Annotated in this window: 12 protein-coding genes and 1 pseudogene; 5 read left to right on the forward strand and 8 right to left on the reverse strand. The window is 73.0% G+C overall.

What is annotated here, in order from left to right; all coding sequences use genetic code 11:
• Window positions 1–5 precede the first annotated feature (5 nt).
• Window positions 6–1527 (reverse strand): annotated as a pseudogene (locus AB8O64_RS22480) (alpha/beta hydrolase).
• 193 nt (window positions 1528–1720) lie between these two features.
• Here AB8O64_RS22480 and AB8O64_RS22485 point away from each other — a divergent pair.
• Window positions 1721–3160: an amidase gene (locus AB8O64_RS22485; protein WP_370423929.1), complete on the forward strand. Its 1440-nt coding sequence runs from the start codon at window positions 1721–1723 to the stop codon at window positions 3158–3160.
• On the opposite strand, the gene AB8O64_RS22490 is transcribed toward AB8O64_RS22485, so the two are convergent.
• Window positions 3123–3284 (reverse strand): hypothetical protein, encoded by a 162-nt coding sequence (locus tag AB8O64_RS22490; protein ID WP_356453431.1) that lies wholly within the window; start codon window positions 3282–3284, stop codon window positions 3123–3125. The two genes, AB8O64_RS22485 and AB8O64_RS22490, sit on opposite strands and share 38 nt — an antisense overlap.
• Window positions 3285–3411: 127 nt before the next feature.
• Window positions 3412–4113 carry a FadR/GntR family transcriptional regulator gene (locus tag AB8O64_RS22495; RefSeq protein ID WP_370420978.1) on the reverse strand — a complete coding sequence of 234 codons (702 nt, stop codon included), beginning with the start codon at window positions 4111–4113 and terminating at the stop codon, window positions 3412–3414.
• A 222-nt stretch (window positions 4114–4335) separates the two neighbouring features.
• On the opposite strand from AB8O64_RS22495, the gene AB8O64_RS22500 reads away from it, so the two are divergent.
• Window positions 4336–4845, forward strand: a complete 510-nt coding sequence (locus tag AB8O64_RS22500; RefSeq protein ID WP_370423930.1) for a gluconokinase — start codon at window positions 4336–4338, stop codon at window positions 4843–4845.
• 46 nt (window positions 4846–4891) lie between these two features.
• Window positions 4892–6289 carry a gluconate:H+ symporter gene (locus AB8O64_RS22505; protein WP_370420979.1) on the forward strand — a complete coding sequence of 466 codons (1398 nt, stop codon included), beginning with the start codon at window positions 4892–4894 and terminating at the stop codon, window positions 6287–6289.
• Between the two features lie 71 nt (window positions 6290–6360).
• Here AB8O64_RS22505 and AB8O64_RS22510 read toward each other — a convergent pair whose 3' ends face one another.
• The gene (locus AB8O64_RS22510) at window positions 6361–6900 is read right to left on the reverse strand and encodes a hypothetical protein (protein ID WP_370420980.1); all 540 of its coding nucleotides are present in this window, start codon (window positions 6898–6900) and stop codon (window positions 6361–6363) included.
• Between the two features lie 260 nt (window positions 6901–7160).
• Here AB8O64_RS22510 and AB8O64_RS22515 point away from each other — a divergent pair, with 260 nt between their 5' ends.
• Complete coding sequence (locus AB8O64_RS22515) at window positions 7161–8240, forward strand: type III polyketide synthase (protein WP_370420981.1); 1080 nt, start codon at window positions 7161–7163, stop codon at window positions 8238–8240.
• Window positions 8241–8258: 18 nt separating this feature from the next.
• Here AB8O64_RS22515 and AB8O64_RS22520 read toward each other — a convergent pair whose 3' ends face one another.
• The gene (locus AB8O64_RS22520; protein WP_370420982.1) at window positions 8259–9788 is read right to left on the reverse strand and encodes an FAD-dependent monooxygenase; all 1530 of its coding nucleotides are present in this window, start codon (window positions 9786–9788) and stop codon (window positions 8259–8261) included.
• Window positions 9789–9858: 70 nt separating this feature from the next.
• Here AB8O64_RS22520 and AB8O64_RS22525 point away from each other — a divergent pair, with 70 nt between their 5' ends.
• Window positions 9859–10512: a TetR/AcrR family transcriptional regulator C-terminal domain-containing protein gene (locus tag AB8O64_RS22525; protein WP_370420983.1), complete on the forward strand. Its 654-nt coding sequence runs from the start codon at window positions 9859–9861 to the stop codon at window positions 10510–10512.
• Here AB8O64_RS22525 and AB8O64_RS22530 read toward each other — a convergent pair.
• From AB8O64_RS22530 to AB8O64_RS22540, 3 genes are read right to left on the reverse strand one after another with little or no spacing between them, the layout of a single operon-like run.
• Window positions 10486–11628 (reverse strand): acyltransferase family protein, encoded by a 1143-nt coding sequence (locus AB8O64_RS22530; RefSeq protein WP_370420984.1) that lies wholly within the window; start codon window positions 11626–11628, stop codon window positions 10486–10488. The genes AB8O64_RS22525 and AB8O64_RS22530 overlap by 27 nt on opposite strands.
• Window positions 11625–13031: a polysialyltransferase family glycosyltransferase gene (locus AB8O64_RS22535; protein WP_370420985.1), complete on the reverse strand. Its 1407-nt coding sequence runs from the start codon at window positions 13029–13031 to the stop codon at window positions 11625–11627. Before AB8O64_RS22535 ends, AB8O64_RS22530 begins: the two co-directional genes overlap by 4 nt.
• Entirely contained in the window at window positions 13031–14008 is a 978-nt protein-coding gene (locus AB8O64_RS22540; RefSeq protein ID WP_370420987.1) for a glycosyltransferase family 2 protein, read from the reverse strand. Before AB8O64_RS22540 ends, AB8O64_RS22535 begins: the two co-directional genes overlap by 1 nt.
• Window positions 14009–14199: the final 191 nt, after the last annotated feature.

Genomic DNA, 14199 nt, shown 5'->3' on the forward strand with positions numbered 1-14199 from the left:
TCACGTCACTCCTTCGGGCAGACCACGCCCCCCGCCGGGCGGCGGCCCGTCGTCAGGAAGTCGGTGACCGTGCGGTCGCCGCAGGTGTTGCCGTTTGCCAAGTAGGCGCCGTGGCCGCCGGAGTCGACGGTGACGAGGCGGGCGCGGTCGCCGAGGGCCTCGCGCATTTTGAGGGCGCCGTGGTGGGGCGTGGCGGGGTCGCGGAGGTTTTGGATCATGAGGATGTTCGAGGGGCCGTGGGGGGTGAGGCGGACGGGTTTGTCGGTGGGGGTGGTCTTCCAGAAGGCGCAGGGCATGACGCCCACCGGCATGCCCGCCGTGAGGGGGTGGCGGGCGCGGTCGGCGGTGACGGCGCGGGCGTAGGAAGAGACGTCGTGCGGCCAGCCGACGTCGTTGCAGAGGGTGCCGACCAGGACCGCCGTATCGCGCTGGCTCAACGGGCCGCCGGGCAGGACGTCGCGGACGGTCAGCGGGCCGGTCGTGTCGCGGGCGGCCAGGATCAGTTCGGCGAGGGGGGCGAAGGCGTTCTTGCTGTAGAGGGTCTGCTGCAGGGCCTGGCGCAGTCGGTTGCCGGTGAGGGGGAAGTGGGCGGGATCGGCGAACGTCCGGGGCGCCGCGTCCAGTTTCGCCGCCAGTTCCAGGAACATCGGGCGGACGTCCTCGGGGCGCTCGGCCAGGCGGTGCGCGGGGCCGCGGGCCGGGTCGGCCGCCCAGGCGGCGAAGTCGGGGAAGCGGTCGTCGGTACCGACGGACATGTTCGCCGACCAGCCCCGGGCGACCCGCTTCGGGTCGGGGTCGCCATTGCTGTCCAGCACCCAACGGTCCGTGCGGTGCGGGTACTTCTGCGCGTACGTCGCCGCCACGTACGTACCGTAGGAGACGCCCCACGCCGACAGTTTCCGCTCGCCGAGAGCCTGGCGGAGGCTCTCGATGTCGCGGACCTCGTTGGCGGTGGAGATGTTGCGCACCATGGCCCCGCCGTTGGCCTCGCAGGCGGCGGCCACGCGGCGGGCGCGGGCGACGTTCGCGGTGATGTCGCCGCCGGGGCCCGGCGGTGATGTCGCCGCCGGGGCCCGGCCAGGGGCGGAGGTGGGTGAGCTCGCGGTCGTCGTCAAGGACACCGCAGTCGGCCGGGGTGCTGCCGCCGACGCCGCGCGGGTCGAAGGCGACGATGTCGTACGCCCCGCCCGTCTGCTTCCGCAGCTCGGCGCCCTTGGACGCCAGGCGGGCCACGCCCGAACCGCCGGGGCCGCCCGGGATGACCAGCAGGGTGCCGCGTCTGGCATGGGAGTCGCCGCGCAGCCGGGAGACGGCGAGGTCGACCCGCCGGCCGCCAGGGTCGCGGTAGTCCATCGGGACGGAGAGCGTCGCGCACTCGGTGGCGCCGGCCGGGCTTTCGCACGGCTTCCAGGTGAGGGCGGGTGCGGCGGAGGACGCCTGTACGGGGGTGGTGAGTGTCGCGGCGACCGCCGTGGTGGCGAGGGTGAGCAGGAGGGCCTTGCGGTGCGTCCGGTTCGAAAGTGGCATGGGGAAAGGGTGGTTGACGCCCGGCGGCCTGCCCATCCGGCCAGCCGTTCCCCGGAGGGTGGGGGTAGCCCCCGGCTCCCCTTTGGCGCCCGTCGGCCCACCGCACCTCCACCACCGCCAGACGGATGTGCGAGCAACTCGCGTTCCCCTACCGTGTATTCGACCGACGGGAGGGGATCGGGTGACCGGGTTCATGGGCGACGGACTGGCGGATCAAGCCCGTGCGCTGGCCGACGGGGACGTGTCCTCGCGGATGCTCGTCGAGCGGGCGCTGGAGCGGATCGAGCAGACGCGGGCGACGGTGAACGCCTTCCGCAGGGTGCGGGCCGAGGCCGCACTGGAGGAGGCCGACGCGGCCGACCGGCGGCTGGCGGCGGGGGAGCGGCTGCCGCTCCTGGGCGTGCCGGTGGCGGTCAAGGACGACATGGACGTGGCGGGCGAGCCGACCGCCTTCGGGTGCCCCGGACCGTTTCCGCCGAAGCGCGCCGACAGTGAGGCGGTGCGGCGGCTGCGGGCCGCGGGCGCGGTGATCGTCGGCAAGACGAACACCCCCGAGCTGGGGCAATGGCCGTTCACCGAGGGCCCGGCCTTCGGGGTGACGCGCAACCCCTGGCAGCCGGCGCACACCCCCGGTGGGTCGTCGGGCGGCTCCGCCGCGGCCGTCGCCGCCGGGCTCGTACCGGCCGCGCTGGGGTCGGACGGGGCGGGCTCGATCCGTATCCCCGCCGCCTGGACGCATCTGGTGGGCATCAAGCCGCAGCGGGGCCGGATCTCGACCTGGCCGGACGCGGAGGCGTTCCGGGGCATCACCTGTGACGGTCCGCTGGCCCGTACGGTCGCCGACGCCGCGCTGCTGCTGCACGCGGCGAGCGGTTCGCACGCCGGTGATCTGCACCGGCCGCCGTCCGTCGACCTGCTGACGGCGGCGGGCCGCGAGCCGCGGCGGCTGCGGATCGCGCTCTCGCTGCGGCCCGCCTTCGCGGTGGTCCGGCAGCGGCTCGATCCGGTCGTCCGGGCCGCGACCGTGCGGACCGCGGAGCGGCTGGCGGCGCTCGGGCACGAGGTCGTGGAGGAGGAGCCGCGCTACGGGCTGATCGGGCTGTCGTTCGTGCCGCGGTCGATGGCCGGCATCCGGGACTGGGTCGGGCGGGTGCCCGACCCGTCGCTGCTGGACGCCCGTACGCGGGTGAACGCGCGCGGCGGGCTGCTGCTCGGCGGCGGGGTGCTGCGCGCGGCGCGGGCGGCGGAGGGGCCGCTGCGGCGGCGGGCGGGGGAGCTCTTCGGCCGGTTCGACGTGGTCCTGACCCCCACCACGGCGGTCCCTCCGCCGCGCACCGGGGAACTGGCGGAGCTGTCCAGCCACCGGACGGACGCGACGATGATCGCGGCCTGCCCCTACGCCTGGCCCTGGAACGTGCTCGGCTGGCCGGGGGTGAACGTGCCCGCGGGATTCACCGCGGGCGGGCTGCCGATGGGCGCGCAGCTCCTCGGCCCGGCGAACAGCGAGCCGCTGCTGATCTCGCTGGCCGCGCAACTGGAGGCGGACCAGCGGTGGTACGAGCGGTGGCCGGACGGGGCCGGGCGGAGCGGTCCGCTCAGCGCGGGATGCCGCTCGACAGGGCCCACAGCGTGAGGACGGCAACGATCGGGGTGATGACGACGAGCGCGAGGCCCCCGGGATTGCGGTGGTGGTAGACCCAGCGGTTTCCGTACCGCTGGCGGACCAGGAGCGGTTCGCTGTCGTGGTGGCGACTCATGGAGCCAGCCTACGGACGTCTGTTCGATGACGCGTCAGTTTTACGGCCGGGGCGGGAGCTTGTGGCAAGGCCGTCACGTAGCGGGGACATCACCATCATGCGCGGGCGGCGCCCCACGCGTGGCCGACTACGGCGCCAGGATGTCCAGTTCGGCCATCGCCCCGCTGGCGATCTCGCGGGTCAGGGCCTCGGCGCGGGCCGCGTCCCGTTCCCGTACGGCCTCGGCGACGCGGACGTGCAGGGTGACGGCGGCCGGGTCGGGGTCGGTGAACATCACCTGGTGGTGGGTGCGGCCGGTCAGTACCTCGGCGACGACGTCGCCGAGCCGGGCGAACATCTCATTGCCGGAGGCGCGCAGGATGACGCGGTGGAAGGCGATGTCGTGGACCAGATAGGCGTCCAGCTGCTGGCCGCGCGAGGTGGCGACCATGCCCAGGGCGTGGTCCGTCAGCTCCGCGCACTGCGCGGGCGTCGCGAGCTGGGCGGCGAGTCCCGCCGCGACGGGTTCCACGGCCGAGCGCAGCACGGTCAGTGAGCGCAGCTGGCGCGGGCGGTCGGCGCCCGCGAGGCGCCAGCGGATGACCTGCGGGTCGTAGACGTTCCACTCCTCGGTGGCCAGGACGGTCACCCCGACCCGGCGCCGGGAGGCGACCAGCCGCATGGACTCCAGTACGCGTATCGCCTCGCGGATGACCGTGCGCGAGACGTCGAAGCGCTGCTCCAGCTCGTCGGTGCGCAGCACGGTGCCGGGCGGGTACTCGCCGGCCGTGATCGCGGGCCCGAGGGATTGCAGCACGCGCGCGTGCAACCCCTGCCCCTGGTTCTCCATGGGCTCAGCCTACGGTTTCCGCCGCATGGCCCCCGCCGCCCGGGCTCGACCGGGCCCAGCCGGGTCGCTGCCCGGGCCGCGGCCGGAGTGCGGCCGGGGGTAGATCCAGCGGGCCAATTAAGTATGACTTTTAAGTCACGAGGTCTTGAATACGTCGTACTTATGAGCTTGAGTGTCCGCATCGCCAATGGCGTCGAGGTCAACGAGGACAGCGAGGTAGCGATGCAGGCCCCCCACCCCCCTGTCGTGGCCGTCATGGGAGTGTCCGGTACGGGCAAGACCACGGTCGGCCCGCTGGTGGCGGACGCCCTCGGCGTCCCCTACGCCGAGGGCGACGACTTCCACCCGCCCGCGAACATCGCCAAGATGAGCGCCGGCACCCCGCTGGACGACGCCGACCGCGCCCCCTGGCTCGACGCCATCGGCGCCTGGGCGCACGGGCGCGCCGGACGAGGGGGAGTGGTGAGCTGCTCGGCCCTCAAGCGCGCCTACCGCGACCGGCTGCGCGCCGCGGCCCCCGGCATCGTCTTCCTCCATCTCACCGGCGACCGCGCGCTGATCGCCGAGCGGATGGAGGCCCGCAAGGGGCACTTCATGACCACCCGGCTGCTGGACTCGCAGTTCGCGGCCCTGGAGCCACTGGACGCGGACGAGGCGGGCGTCGCGGTGGACGTCGCGCCCGGCCCGGACGCCATCGCCCGCCGGGCGACCGCCGCACTGCGGCACCTCTGACACCTTTCTCGCCCCTCATTCCCCTCCCACCTCCCCAGGAAGCCCCGTGAGCACTCTCAGCGTCGAGATGCTGGCCGCGGCCCCCGCCGGACCGATCACTTCGGCAGGTCACGCACAGCTGGGCATCGCCGTCCTCATCGGCATCGCCGTCATCGTCCTCCTCATCACCCGCTTCAAGCTGCATGCCTTTCTGGCGCTGACCATCGGCTCGCTGGTGCTCGGCGCCGTCGCGGGCGCACCGCTCGACAAGGTCATCGCCGGCTTCACGACCGGGCTCGGCGCCACGGTCGCGGGCGTCGGCGTGCTGATCGCGCTCGGCGCGATCCTGGGCAAGCTGCTCGCCGACTCCGGCGGCGCCGACCAGATCGTGGACACGATCCTGGCCAAGGCGGGCCCCCGCTCGATGCCGTGGGCGATCGTGCTGATCGCGTCCGTCATCGGGCTGCCGCTCTTCTTCGAGGTCGGGATCGTGCTGCTGATCCCGGTGGTGCTGCTGGTCGCCAAGCGCGGCAACTACTCGCTGATGCGCATCGGCATTCCCGCGCTGGCCGGACTGTCCGTGATGCACGGCCTCGTGCCGCCGCACCCCGGCCCGCTGGTCGCCATCGACGCCATCGGCGCGAACCTCGGCGTGACGCTCGCGCTCGGCGTGCTCGTCGCCGTGCCGACCGCGGTCATCGCGGGCCCGCTCTTCTCCCGCGTCGCCGCCCGCTGGGTCGACATCACCCCGCCCGAGAAGCTCATACCCCAGCGGCCCTCGGAGGACCTCGAACGCCGCCCGGGCTTCGCGGCCACCGTGGCGACCGTGCTGCTGCCGGTGGTGCTGATGCTGGCCAAGGCGCTCGTCGACATCGTCGTCGACGACCCGAAGGACCACGTCCAGCGGGTCACCGACGTCATCGGCTCACCGATGATCGCGTTGCTCGCCGCCGTCCTCGTCGGCATGTTCACCCTCGGCCGGGCCGCGGGCTTCGGCCGCGACCGGCTGGCCGTGACCGTCGAGAAGTCCCTGGTGCCCATCGCCGGCATCCTGCTGATCGTCGGCGCGGGCGGCGGCTTCAAGCAGACGCTGATCGACGTGGGCGTCGGCCGGATGATCCTGGACTTCTCCGAGGACTGGTCCGTCTCCGCGCTGCTGCTGGCCTGGCTGATCGCGGTCGGCATCCGGCTGGCGACCGGCTCGGCGACGGTGGCCACGATCTCCGCCGCGGGACTGGTCGCCCCGCTCGCCGCCGACATGAGCACGACCCACTCCGCCCTCCTCGTCCTGGCCGTCGGTGCGGGCTCGCTGTTCTTCAGCCACGTCAACGACGCCGGATTCTGGCTGGTGAAGGAGTACTTCGGCATGGACATCGGTCAGACGATCAAGACGTGGTCGGTCATGGAGACGATCATCTCGGTCGTCGGGATCGGCTTCGTGATGCTGCTGTCGCTGGTGTTGTAAGGGAGCTCGGTGGTGCAGCGGAGTCCCGGGCGGGCCGGAGAACAGGCCCGCCCGGGAGCCGAAAGCCTCGGTCAGGGGTGGATGCTCAGATGCGTGAACGCGGTGGTGCGCTTGATGCCGTCGGCGAGCACGCAGTCGGTCGGCAGGCTGCCGGGCACCGTCTGAATGATCTTCTCGGCGGCCGATCCCTTGCCGCGCCCGGCGACGACCACGCCCTCCAGCTTCGCGGTGTTGAGCCCCAGCACCCGTACGGAGGGGCCGGAGCGATAGGCGATGACCGATTTCCCGCCGTCCGCGTACCGCAGCGTTTCCTCTGATCTGTTCCACGCGAGGAGCAGACAGGTGCCCGCTGTGGTGCCCTCGGTGTGGTACTCCGCCGTGACGCCGCGGCCCGAGGCGTCCACGCAGTGGTAGACGCCGTCGACGGTGACGGTCGCGGGCTCGGAGGAGAGGCCCAGCCCCGGTCCGTAGGTGATGTTCTCCCGGCCCGTGCAGTCCTGGACGGTGTGGGCTCCGGCGGTGTGGGCCTGTGTCGTCGGCGCCCAGCCGATGCTCGCCGCGAGAAGGGTGAGGGAGGACAGAGCGATTCCGATGCCACGCTTGCCGATCATGGGGGTACCCCTTCGCTGCCGCGCGTGCGCCGGACCCCGGCGCGGTTGACGGCGACTTGGCTACCCCGGGCACCTCCGGTTCCACCGCTTTCCCCGCGCGACCGAAAGCGCCGCAGGCCCCCCGCGCCGCAGGACGCGCCCTCACGCCCGGCCGTACGCCCTGCCGGACCGGGCCGCGCCCGCGTCACCGTGGGGTGCCCGGTGCCGAACGGATCCGACCGTGAGGGCGGCCGCGCGGGCGACTGCGAGGGGGAGGCCCCATGAGCGACGCGCGCCCCACGGCTCCCCGGGTGGCCTCCGTCGCGGTGGCCGTACCGCCGCACCGGCACCGTCAGCGGGACATCGCCGCCGTGTTCGCCGGGGCGTTCCTCGCCGCCGACGCGGTCGTCCGCCGGCAGTTCACCGGCATCGCCGCGCACACGGGCATCGAGTACCGCAACCTCTCCCTGCCCCTGGCCGAGTACCGCCGGCCGCGCACCTTCACCGAGTACAACGAGGCGTGGGCCGTCACCGCACACCAGGTCGGGCACGACGCGCTCGCCCGGGCCCTCGACGCGGCGAACGTACGGCCCGACGAGGTCGGGGCCATCGTCACGACGACCACCACCGGGGCCTGCGTCCCGTCCTTCGACGCCGGACTCATCGGGCGCGTCGGCCTGCCGCGTGATGTGGCCCGGATGCCGATGCTCGGACTCGGCTGCGCGGGAGGCGCCGCGGGCCTGGCGAGGACGCGCGACTATCTGCGGGGTCACCCGGATCAGATAGCCGTCCTGGTCTCCGTCGAACTGTGCTCGCTGAACTTCCAGTGCACGGACGCCTCGGTCGCCAATCTCGTCGCGACCGGCCTGTTCGGCGACGCCGGGGCCGCCGCCGTGGTGTTCGGCGCCCACCGCGCCCCGGAGGTCGCCGGACCCGCGCTGGTGGCGACCCGTAGCCGGCTGCACCCGGAGACCGAGCACCTCATGGGCATGCGGCTGGGGACCGACGGCTTCGTCGTCTTCCTCTCCCCGCACATCCCCGACTTCGTCGAGAAGCACCTCCCCGGCGAGATCCACGGATTCCTCGCCGGTCACGGGCTGGCCACGAAGGACATCGCCACCTGGGTCTGCCACCCCGGCGGCCCGAAGATCATCGAGGTCCTGGACCGCTGCCTCGACCTGCCGCCCGGCGCGCTCGACCGCACCCGGACCTCGCTGGCCGAGCGCGGCAACATCTCCTCCGCGTCCGTGCTCGACGTCCTCCACCGGACCATGGCCGCCCCACCGGCGCCCGGATCGCACGGCCTGCTCCTCGCCGTCGGCCCCGGCCTCACCAGCGAACTCGTCCTGCTCCACTGGTGAGGGGATGCCGGGTCCCGCCTAGCCCGCCACCCGCGCCAGGTACGGCGCGATGTCCGCCGGGTCGTCCGTCGCCAGGCCCACGTAGCCGTCCGGGCGGATCAGGAACAGCCCCGAGCCGTAGGCCGCCTTGGCGTGCCCCTCCGTGTCCAGCAGGTCCGCCGCCGGGCCACCGCCCACGCGGTACGTGCGCACCCACGCGACGTCCGGCGCCGCGCACTCCACGTCGCCCAGCGCCAGCAGCGTGAAGTGCGGGCCCCGGAAGGCGTCGAAGAGCCGGACGGCCGTGCCCGAGGCGTCCACGCAGGGCGCGTCGGGCGCGCGGTCGCCCGCCCGCAGGGCGCCCTCCGGCAGATCCCGGCGCAGCTCCCGGGTGAGGGGACTCTCGCGGTAGTTGAGGGTCAGCTGGTGGGTCTCGCGGCCGCGCAGGCTCGGGCCCCCGCCGGTCTGGTCGGCCTGGTGGACGCTGGTGGACAGGCGGAGAACGTCGGCGGCGACCCGCGTCCGCTCGGTGTCGTAGGTGTCGAGCAGCGCGTCGGGCGCGCTGAGCCGCAGTACCGCGCCCAGCTTCCAGCCGAGGTTGTACGCGTCCTGGACGCTGGTGTTCAGCCCCTGGCCGCCCGCCGGGGAGTGGACGTGCGCCGCGTCCCCGGCGAGCAGGACCCGGCCGGTGCGGAACCGTTCGGCCATGGCGGCCCGCGCCCGGAAGGCGGAGGCCCACCGCACCTCGCCGGTGCGCACCCCCGGGTGCCCGGTGCGCTCGGAGATGAGGCGGGCCAGGGCCTCGGGGGTGGCGTCGCGGGCCGGGTCGGGCTCGTGGGAGGCGTCGTTGAAGCCGGCCATGACCTGCCAGGTCTCCACGTTCTCCAGCGGCCGCAGGGCGAGGAAACCGCCCTCGGCCCGGGGCCACATGTGCCAGACGTCGCGGTCCAGCAGCTCGCCTTCCACGATCGCGTCGGCGATCAGCATCGGGCGCGCGTCGACCTGCTCGCCGCTGAAGGGGATGCCGAGCGCCTTGCGGACGGTGCTGCGTCCGCCGTCGGCCGCGACCAGATACTCCGCCCGTACGGTCCGCTCGACGCCCTCGGCGTCCCGCAGGGTGGCCGTGACGCCGTCCGCGTCGTGCTCGAAGCCGGTCAGCTCGGTGCCGAACTCCACCCGGCCGCCCAGCTCTTCGAGCCGTGCGGTGAGGATCTCCACCGTGCGCCACTGCGGGACCATCAGGGTCTCGCCGTAGGGCACACCGGGCGACGGCTCGGCCGGCTCGACGATCCGCCGCTCGCCGAGGGGGGTGGTGCCCTCCCAGATCCGCACCAGCGGGCACGGTCCGCCGGCGGCCCACAGGGCGTCGATCGCGCCCAGGTCGTCCAGCACCTCCTGGCTGCGCGGCTGTATCCCGCTGCCTCGTGACCCGGGGAAGCCGCGCTCGGAGCGGTCGACGACGCGGTGCCGGATGCCGCGCCGGGCGAGGTCGATGGCGAGGACGAGACCGGTCGGCCCGGCACCGGAGATCAGGACCTCGGTGGGAGGGGTGGTCGGGGGCAGGCCCATGAGAGGCCTCCTTAACGTCGTTAAGTTCGCTGTGCCCCCAGCCTGAACTGAACAGCGTTAAGCTGTCAAGGTGGCAACTCGAATCGACCGCGCCCTGGTGGCGGACACCGCTCTGCGCCTGCTGAACGAGGTGGGCCTCGAAGGGCTCACACTGCGCAGGATCGCCAAGGAGCTGAACGTCCAGGCTCCCGCCCTGTACTGGCACTTCAAGAACAAGCAGGAGCTGCTGGACGAGATGGCGACGGAGATGTTCCGTCGGATGCTCCCGAAGCTGGCGCCGTCCGAAGGGGCCACCTGGCAGGAGGGCATGGCACACGCCGCCCACGTGCTGCGCCGTGAGCTGCTCGGCTACCGCGACGGCGCGAAGGTCTTCGGCGGCACGCGCTTCACGGACGATTCCTACGCCGGCACCCTGGAGTCGTTCCTCCAGGCCTGCCTCGACGCGGGCTTCACCTCACGCGGCGCCGCCCGCGCCTGGTTCACGGTGAACACCTACACGATGGGCTACGTCATCGAGGAGCAGTCCGTCCACCCCGTGCCGGGGGAGCGCGACCCCGCCTACGACCAGGCGCTGCGGGAGGGCCGCCTCGGCGACTCCCCGCTCGCCGTCGAGGCGGGCCACGAGTTCTTCGACGACCTGGAGGCGGGGTTCGAGGACGGGCTGCGCGCCGTCATCGCGGGCGTCGGGGTGACGCTGCTACCGGCCCCGGCCGGGCAGGAGTGAGCCGCGCAGCAGGGGCGTGAGCCGCTGCTCCACCCAGCGGTGCAGCACCCACGCCAGCAGCAGCATCAGCGCGATCGTCAGCGGGAAGGCCGCGTAGGAGGGGATGCGCAGGCCCCGGTGGAGGCCGCCGATCACCACCCACCCCAGGTGCTCGTGCACGAGGTAGAAGGGGTACGTCAGCGCGCCCGCGACGGTCAGCCAGCGCCAGTTCGCCCAGTGCAGCCTGCCCACGGCGACGGCGGCGACGGCCGCGTAGCCGACGGCGACGACGGCGATGATGACGTACGGGGAGCGGTAGGAGAAGTACTGCGGGCCCGGCGGATGCCACAGGCCGGCGACCGCGTAGTGCTGGCCGATCAGGAAGCTGACCGCCACGATGCCCCAGGCGAGCGCGTCGTGACCGAACCGGTGGATCAGATACAGGCCGATGCCGCCGATGAAGAACGAGGAGTGCTCGGGCATGACGACGACCCGGAGCACCTCCACGTGCGAAGCGGTCGTGACGACCGTCGCCAGCGTCCACACCGCGCAGAAGAGCACCACCCGGCGGCGGGTCGCGCCCGGGAGCACCACGAAGAGCGCGAAGAGCGCGTAGAAGCGCAGCTCCGCCCAGAGCGTCCAGCACACCCCGAGCACCCGCTGCGCGCCGACCGGCTGTTGCAGCATGGTGAGGTTCACCAGGAGGTCGCTCGGGGAGACCGTCCGGTACGCGACCCACGGCAGCGCGAAGGCCAGCGTGACGAGCGCGATCGCCGCCCAGTACGCGGGGTAGAGCCGTGCGACGCGCGAGGCGAAGAAGGAGCGCAGCGGGCGCCCCCAGCCGCTCATGCAGATCACGAAGCCGCTGATGACGAAGAAGATCTGCACGCCGAGGCAGCCGTACGCGAAGACGCCCGACAGGGTCGGGAACTCCCGGCGCGGCGACGCACCCCACGCCTGCTCGACCTCCCCGCCCCGGCCGCCGTAGTGGTACAGCGCCACCATGAGGGCGGCGAGCAGCCGCAGGCCGTCCAGGGCCCGGAGGCGGCCCTTGCCGCGAGCGGGCGGGGAGACGGTCGCCGGGCGGCCCGTCCGGGCGTCCGGCAGTGCGGCGGGCAGCACCGCTTCGGACGTCACCGCCCGTTTCCGTTCCGGGTCCGGCCCGGCACCGAGGCCCGCTGTCCGGGAAGCCGCAGCGCGAGGCGCCGCTGCACGGACCGCGCCCGGCGGGCCACCTTCCGCACGGTCGGATTGCGCGGCAGGAAGGCCAGTTGGGAGGGGACGGCGCCCGGCAGGGCGAGGGCGGTCAGCCGACGGCGCTTGAAATAGCGCCGGGTGCCGGCGTCGAGGTGGTCGGCGAGATAGCGCTCGGCGGCCGGGCGCAGCGCCGGGTAGATCTGCGGCTGCATCGCGAAGCCCACGGCGGCCAGCAGCCCCGACAGCCCCTCGCCCGGCAGCTTCCCCGGGCTCCAGCCCGCCACCGTCTCGGGCCGTTCGAGGTCGGGCAGCAGCGCGTCGACGAGCGTGACCGGCACCCGGTTGCTGTTCTGGTACGGGCTGAGCCGCTCCAGCAGCAGATCCGTGCCGACCCGCGCCACGGGCAGCCCGTAGAAGGTGCTCGCGGTGAGCAGCGCCGTCGAGAAGCAGCCGACGACGAGCGCGGGGCGCGACCGGCGGAAGACCACCTCGGCCAGGACGGGGGTGTCCAGGACCGTCAGGGCGACACCGAGCTGTCCGGCCTCCGCCTCCAGCATCCGCGACCAGCGGGCCGGGGCGCTCGGGTGCGGCTTGAACACCAGCTCGCGGTGGCCGAGGGCGGCCGCGCCGCGCAGCATCCGCACATGCAGCCGCTCCTCCTCCTCGGGGGTGAGGATGTCGATCGCCGACAGGTACTGGCCGAGCAGCAGCGCGGCCCCCTCGGGGGCCTCGACGAGCGGGGAGGCGTCACAGAGCTCGGCCAGCACCTTGGTGAAGGCCTCGGCCGGGACGATCTCCGCCGGGACGCCGAACTCCGAGAGGAGCAGCGGCCGCAGCCCCGGCACCAGGTCGAGGTGGAGCAGCCGCCGCACCCGCCCACCCACCAGCGGATCGAGCTTGTTGCGGGTGGGGCCGTAGCTCATCAGACCGTCGGCGTAGACCTCCAGCGGTGCGTCGGGGAACAGCTGGGCGATCGCGAGGGCCGGGTTGACCTGGAGGGACTCGACGACGAGTTCGACGTCGTCGGTGCCGAGCCCCCACAGCAGCCGCAGGTGCCGCTCCCACAGCGGGACGTCGTCCGGGCGGGGCGACCAGCCGCCGGGGTGGAAGGGCCTGATCGTCTCGTTCCAGGACAGCACCCCGTCGAAGCGGGCACGCAGCCGGTCGAAGCCGGGCGCCTCGTCGAAGGCGGGGGTGGTCTCGGGCGTCGCCGCGTTGTTGGCCACCAGCAGCAGCCGGCGGTCGGCGCGGGGGAACTGCTCGGCGTCCAGGGCGGCGGCGAGCGTCGCCGCCCCGTACAGCGTCGAGGCGAGGAAGATCTGGGTGCGCCGGCGCTCGGCCATCAGCCGGTCACCTCCGCCGGGGCGGGGCGGCGGCGGAGCCTGCGCAGCCGGGCCGCGCGATCGTCGTCCATGGAATTCAGGGCGTCCTTGAGGAGATCCTGGGGCATCCGCCGCAGGGCGGCCGCGCTCTTCGAACGCAATGTTCGGGCCACGGCCGGTTCGAATCGTTCGATGGAACCGAGATGGTGGGAAATGATCGCGCAATAGGTGCGTACGGCTTTCGGGAGCAGAATCTCCGCATCCGCGTCGTGCGAGGTTTCGTCGATTACCTGATCGAATGCGCGAAGGAAATCGAGTTGCCGCACATCACCGATCTGGGTCAATGAGGACGCGACCCCCCGCCGGTAGAAGACGCCGAGCAGCCCGGCCACCGCGAACGTGCGCGCCTCGCGGTGCAGCCGCCAGATCCAGGGCCGGTCCTCGGCCGTCCGCAGCCCGTGCCGGAAATGCAGCAGCCCCTCGTCGAGCAGCCGCCGGTGGTAGATCCCGGCCCAGGCGTAGGCGTAGTCCACGGACGTGGAGCGGTCGGCGGGCAGTATCGCGTCGCGCGGGCTCAGCACCACACCGCGCCTGCCGTGCGGCACGCGGTGCACCGTCCGGGCGCGGCCCGTGCACTGCACGTGGTCGGTGCGGACGAACTCCACCCCCAACCCCTCGATCACATCGAGCAGTTGCTCGTAGTAGCCCGGCGCGAGCCAGTCGTCGCCGTCGAGGAACGTGAGGTATTCGCCGCGCGCCCGTTCCAGCCCGGTGTTGCGGGCGGTGGCGAGGCCGCCGTTCTTCTCGTGCCGCACGAGCACGGCCCCGGGCAACTCGCGCTCGGCGCGCCGGAGGATGTCCGGGGTCTCGTCGGTCGAACAGTCGTCGACGAGAATGAATTCGAAGTCCGCGCGGGCGTTCGCACGCAGACTTCTCAGTGTGTCGGGCGCGTAGGTCTGCACGTTGAAGAACGGCACGATGACGGAGAGCTTAACCACTCGGGTGACGTTAGGTGGCCCCCCGGCATTCGTCTTGACCTAAGGCGTACGCGGAGGTGAACGAAGAACGGCGGAATGGTGAACCCGCCACGGACGCCAGTCGATTCGCCGTCCGGCGGTGTGCTGTTTACCGGTTGTTGAACTCGCGTTGGGCAACGAAACGGAATGGATTCCTATCGTCGGCCACGTGC

The organism is Streptomyces sp. QH1-20, from assembly GCF_041283565.1.
GTDB classification, from domain to species: domain Bacteria; phylum Actinomycetota; class Actinomycetes; order Streptomycetales; family Streptomycetaceae; genus Streptomyces; species Streptomyces syringius.

Bases quoted from the DNA above. Each gene is read 5' to 3' on its own strand.
- AB8O64_RS22535 (WP_370420985.1), bottom strand. From the start codon at position 13,031: ATGGCCGAGCGCCGGCGCACCCAGATCTTCCTCGCCTCGACGCTGTAC.
- AB8O64_RS22515 (WP_370420981.1), top strand. From the start codon at position 7,161: ATGAGCGACGCGCGCCCCACGGCTCCCCGGGTGGCCTCCGTCGCGGTG.
- AB8O64_RS22490 (WP_356453431.1), bottom strand. From the start codon at position 3,284: ATGAGTCGCCACCACGACAGCGAACCGCTCCTGGTCCGCCAGCGGTAC.
- AB8O64_RS22520 (WP_370420982.1), bottom strand. From the start codon at position 9,788: ATGGGCCTGCCCCCGACCACCCCTCCCACCGAGGTCCTGATCTCCGGT.
- AB8O64_RS22485 (WP_370423929.1), top strand. From the start codon at position 1,721: ATGGGCGACGGACTGGCGGATCAAGCCCGTGCGCTGGCCGACGGGGAC.
- AB8O64_RS22510 (WP_370420980.1), bottom strand. From the start codon at position 6,900: ATGATCGGCAAGCGTGGCATCGGAATCGCTCTGTCCTCCCTCACCCTT.
- AB8O64_RS22495 (WP_370420978.1), bottom strand. From the start codon at position 4,113: ATGGAGAACCAGGGGCAGGGGTTGCACGCGCGCGTGCTGCAATCCCTC.
- AB8O64_RS22500 (WP_370423930.1), top strand. From the start codon at position 4,336: ATGCAGGCCCCCCACCCCCCTGTCGTGGCCGTCATGGGAGTGTCCGGT.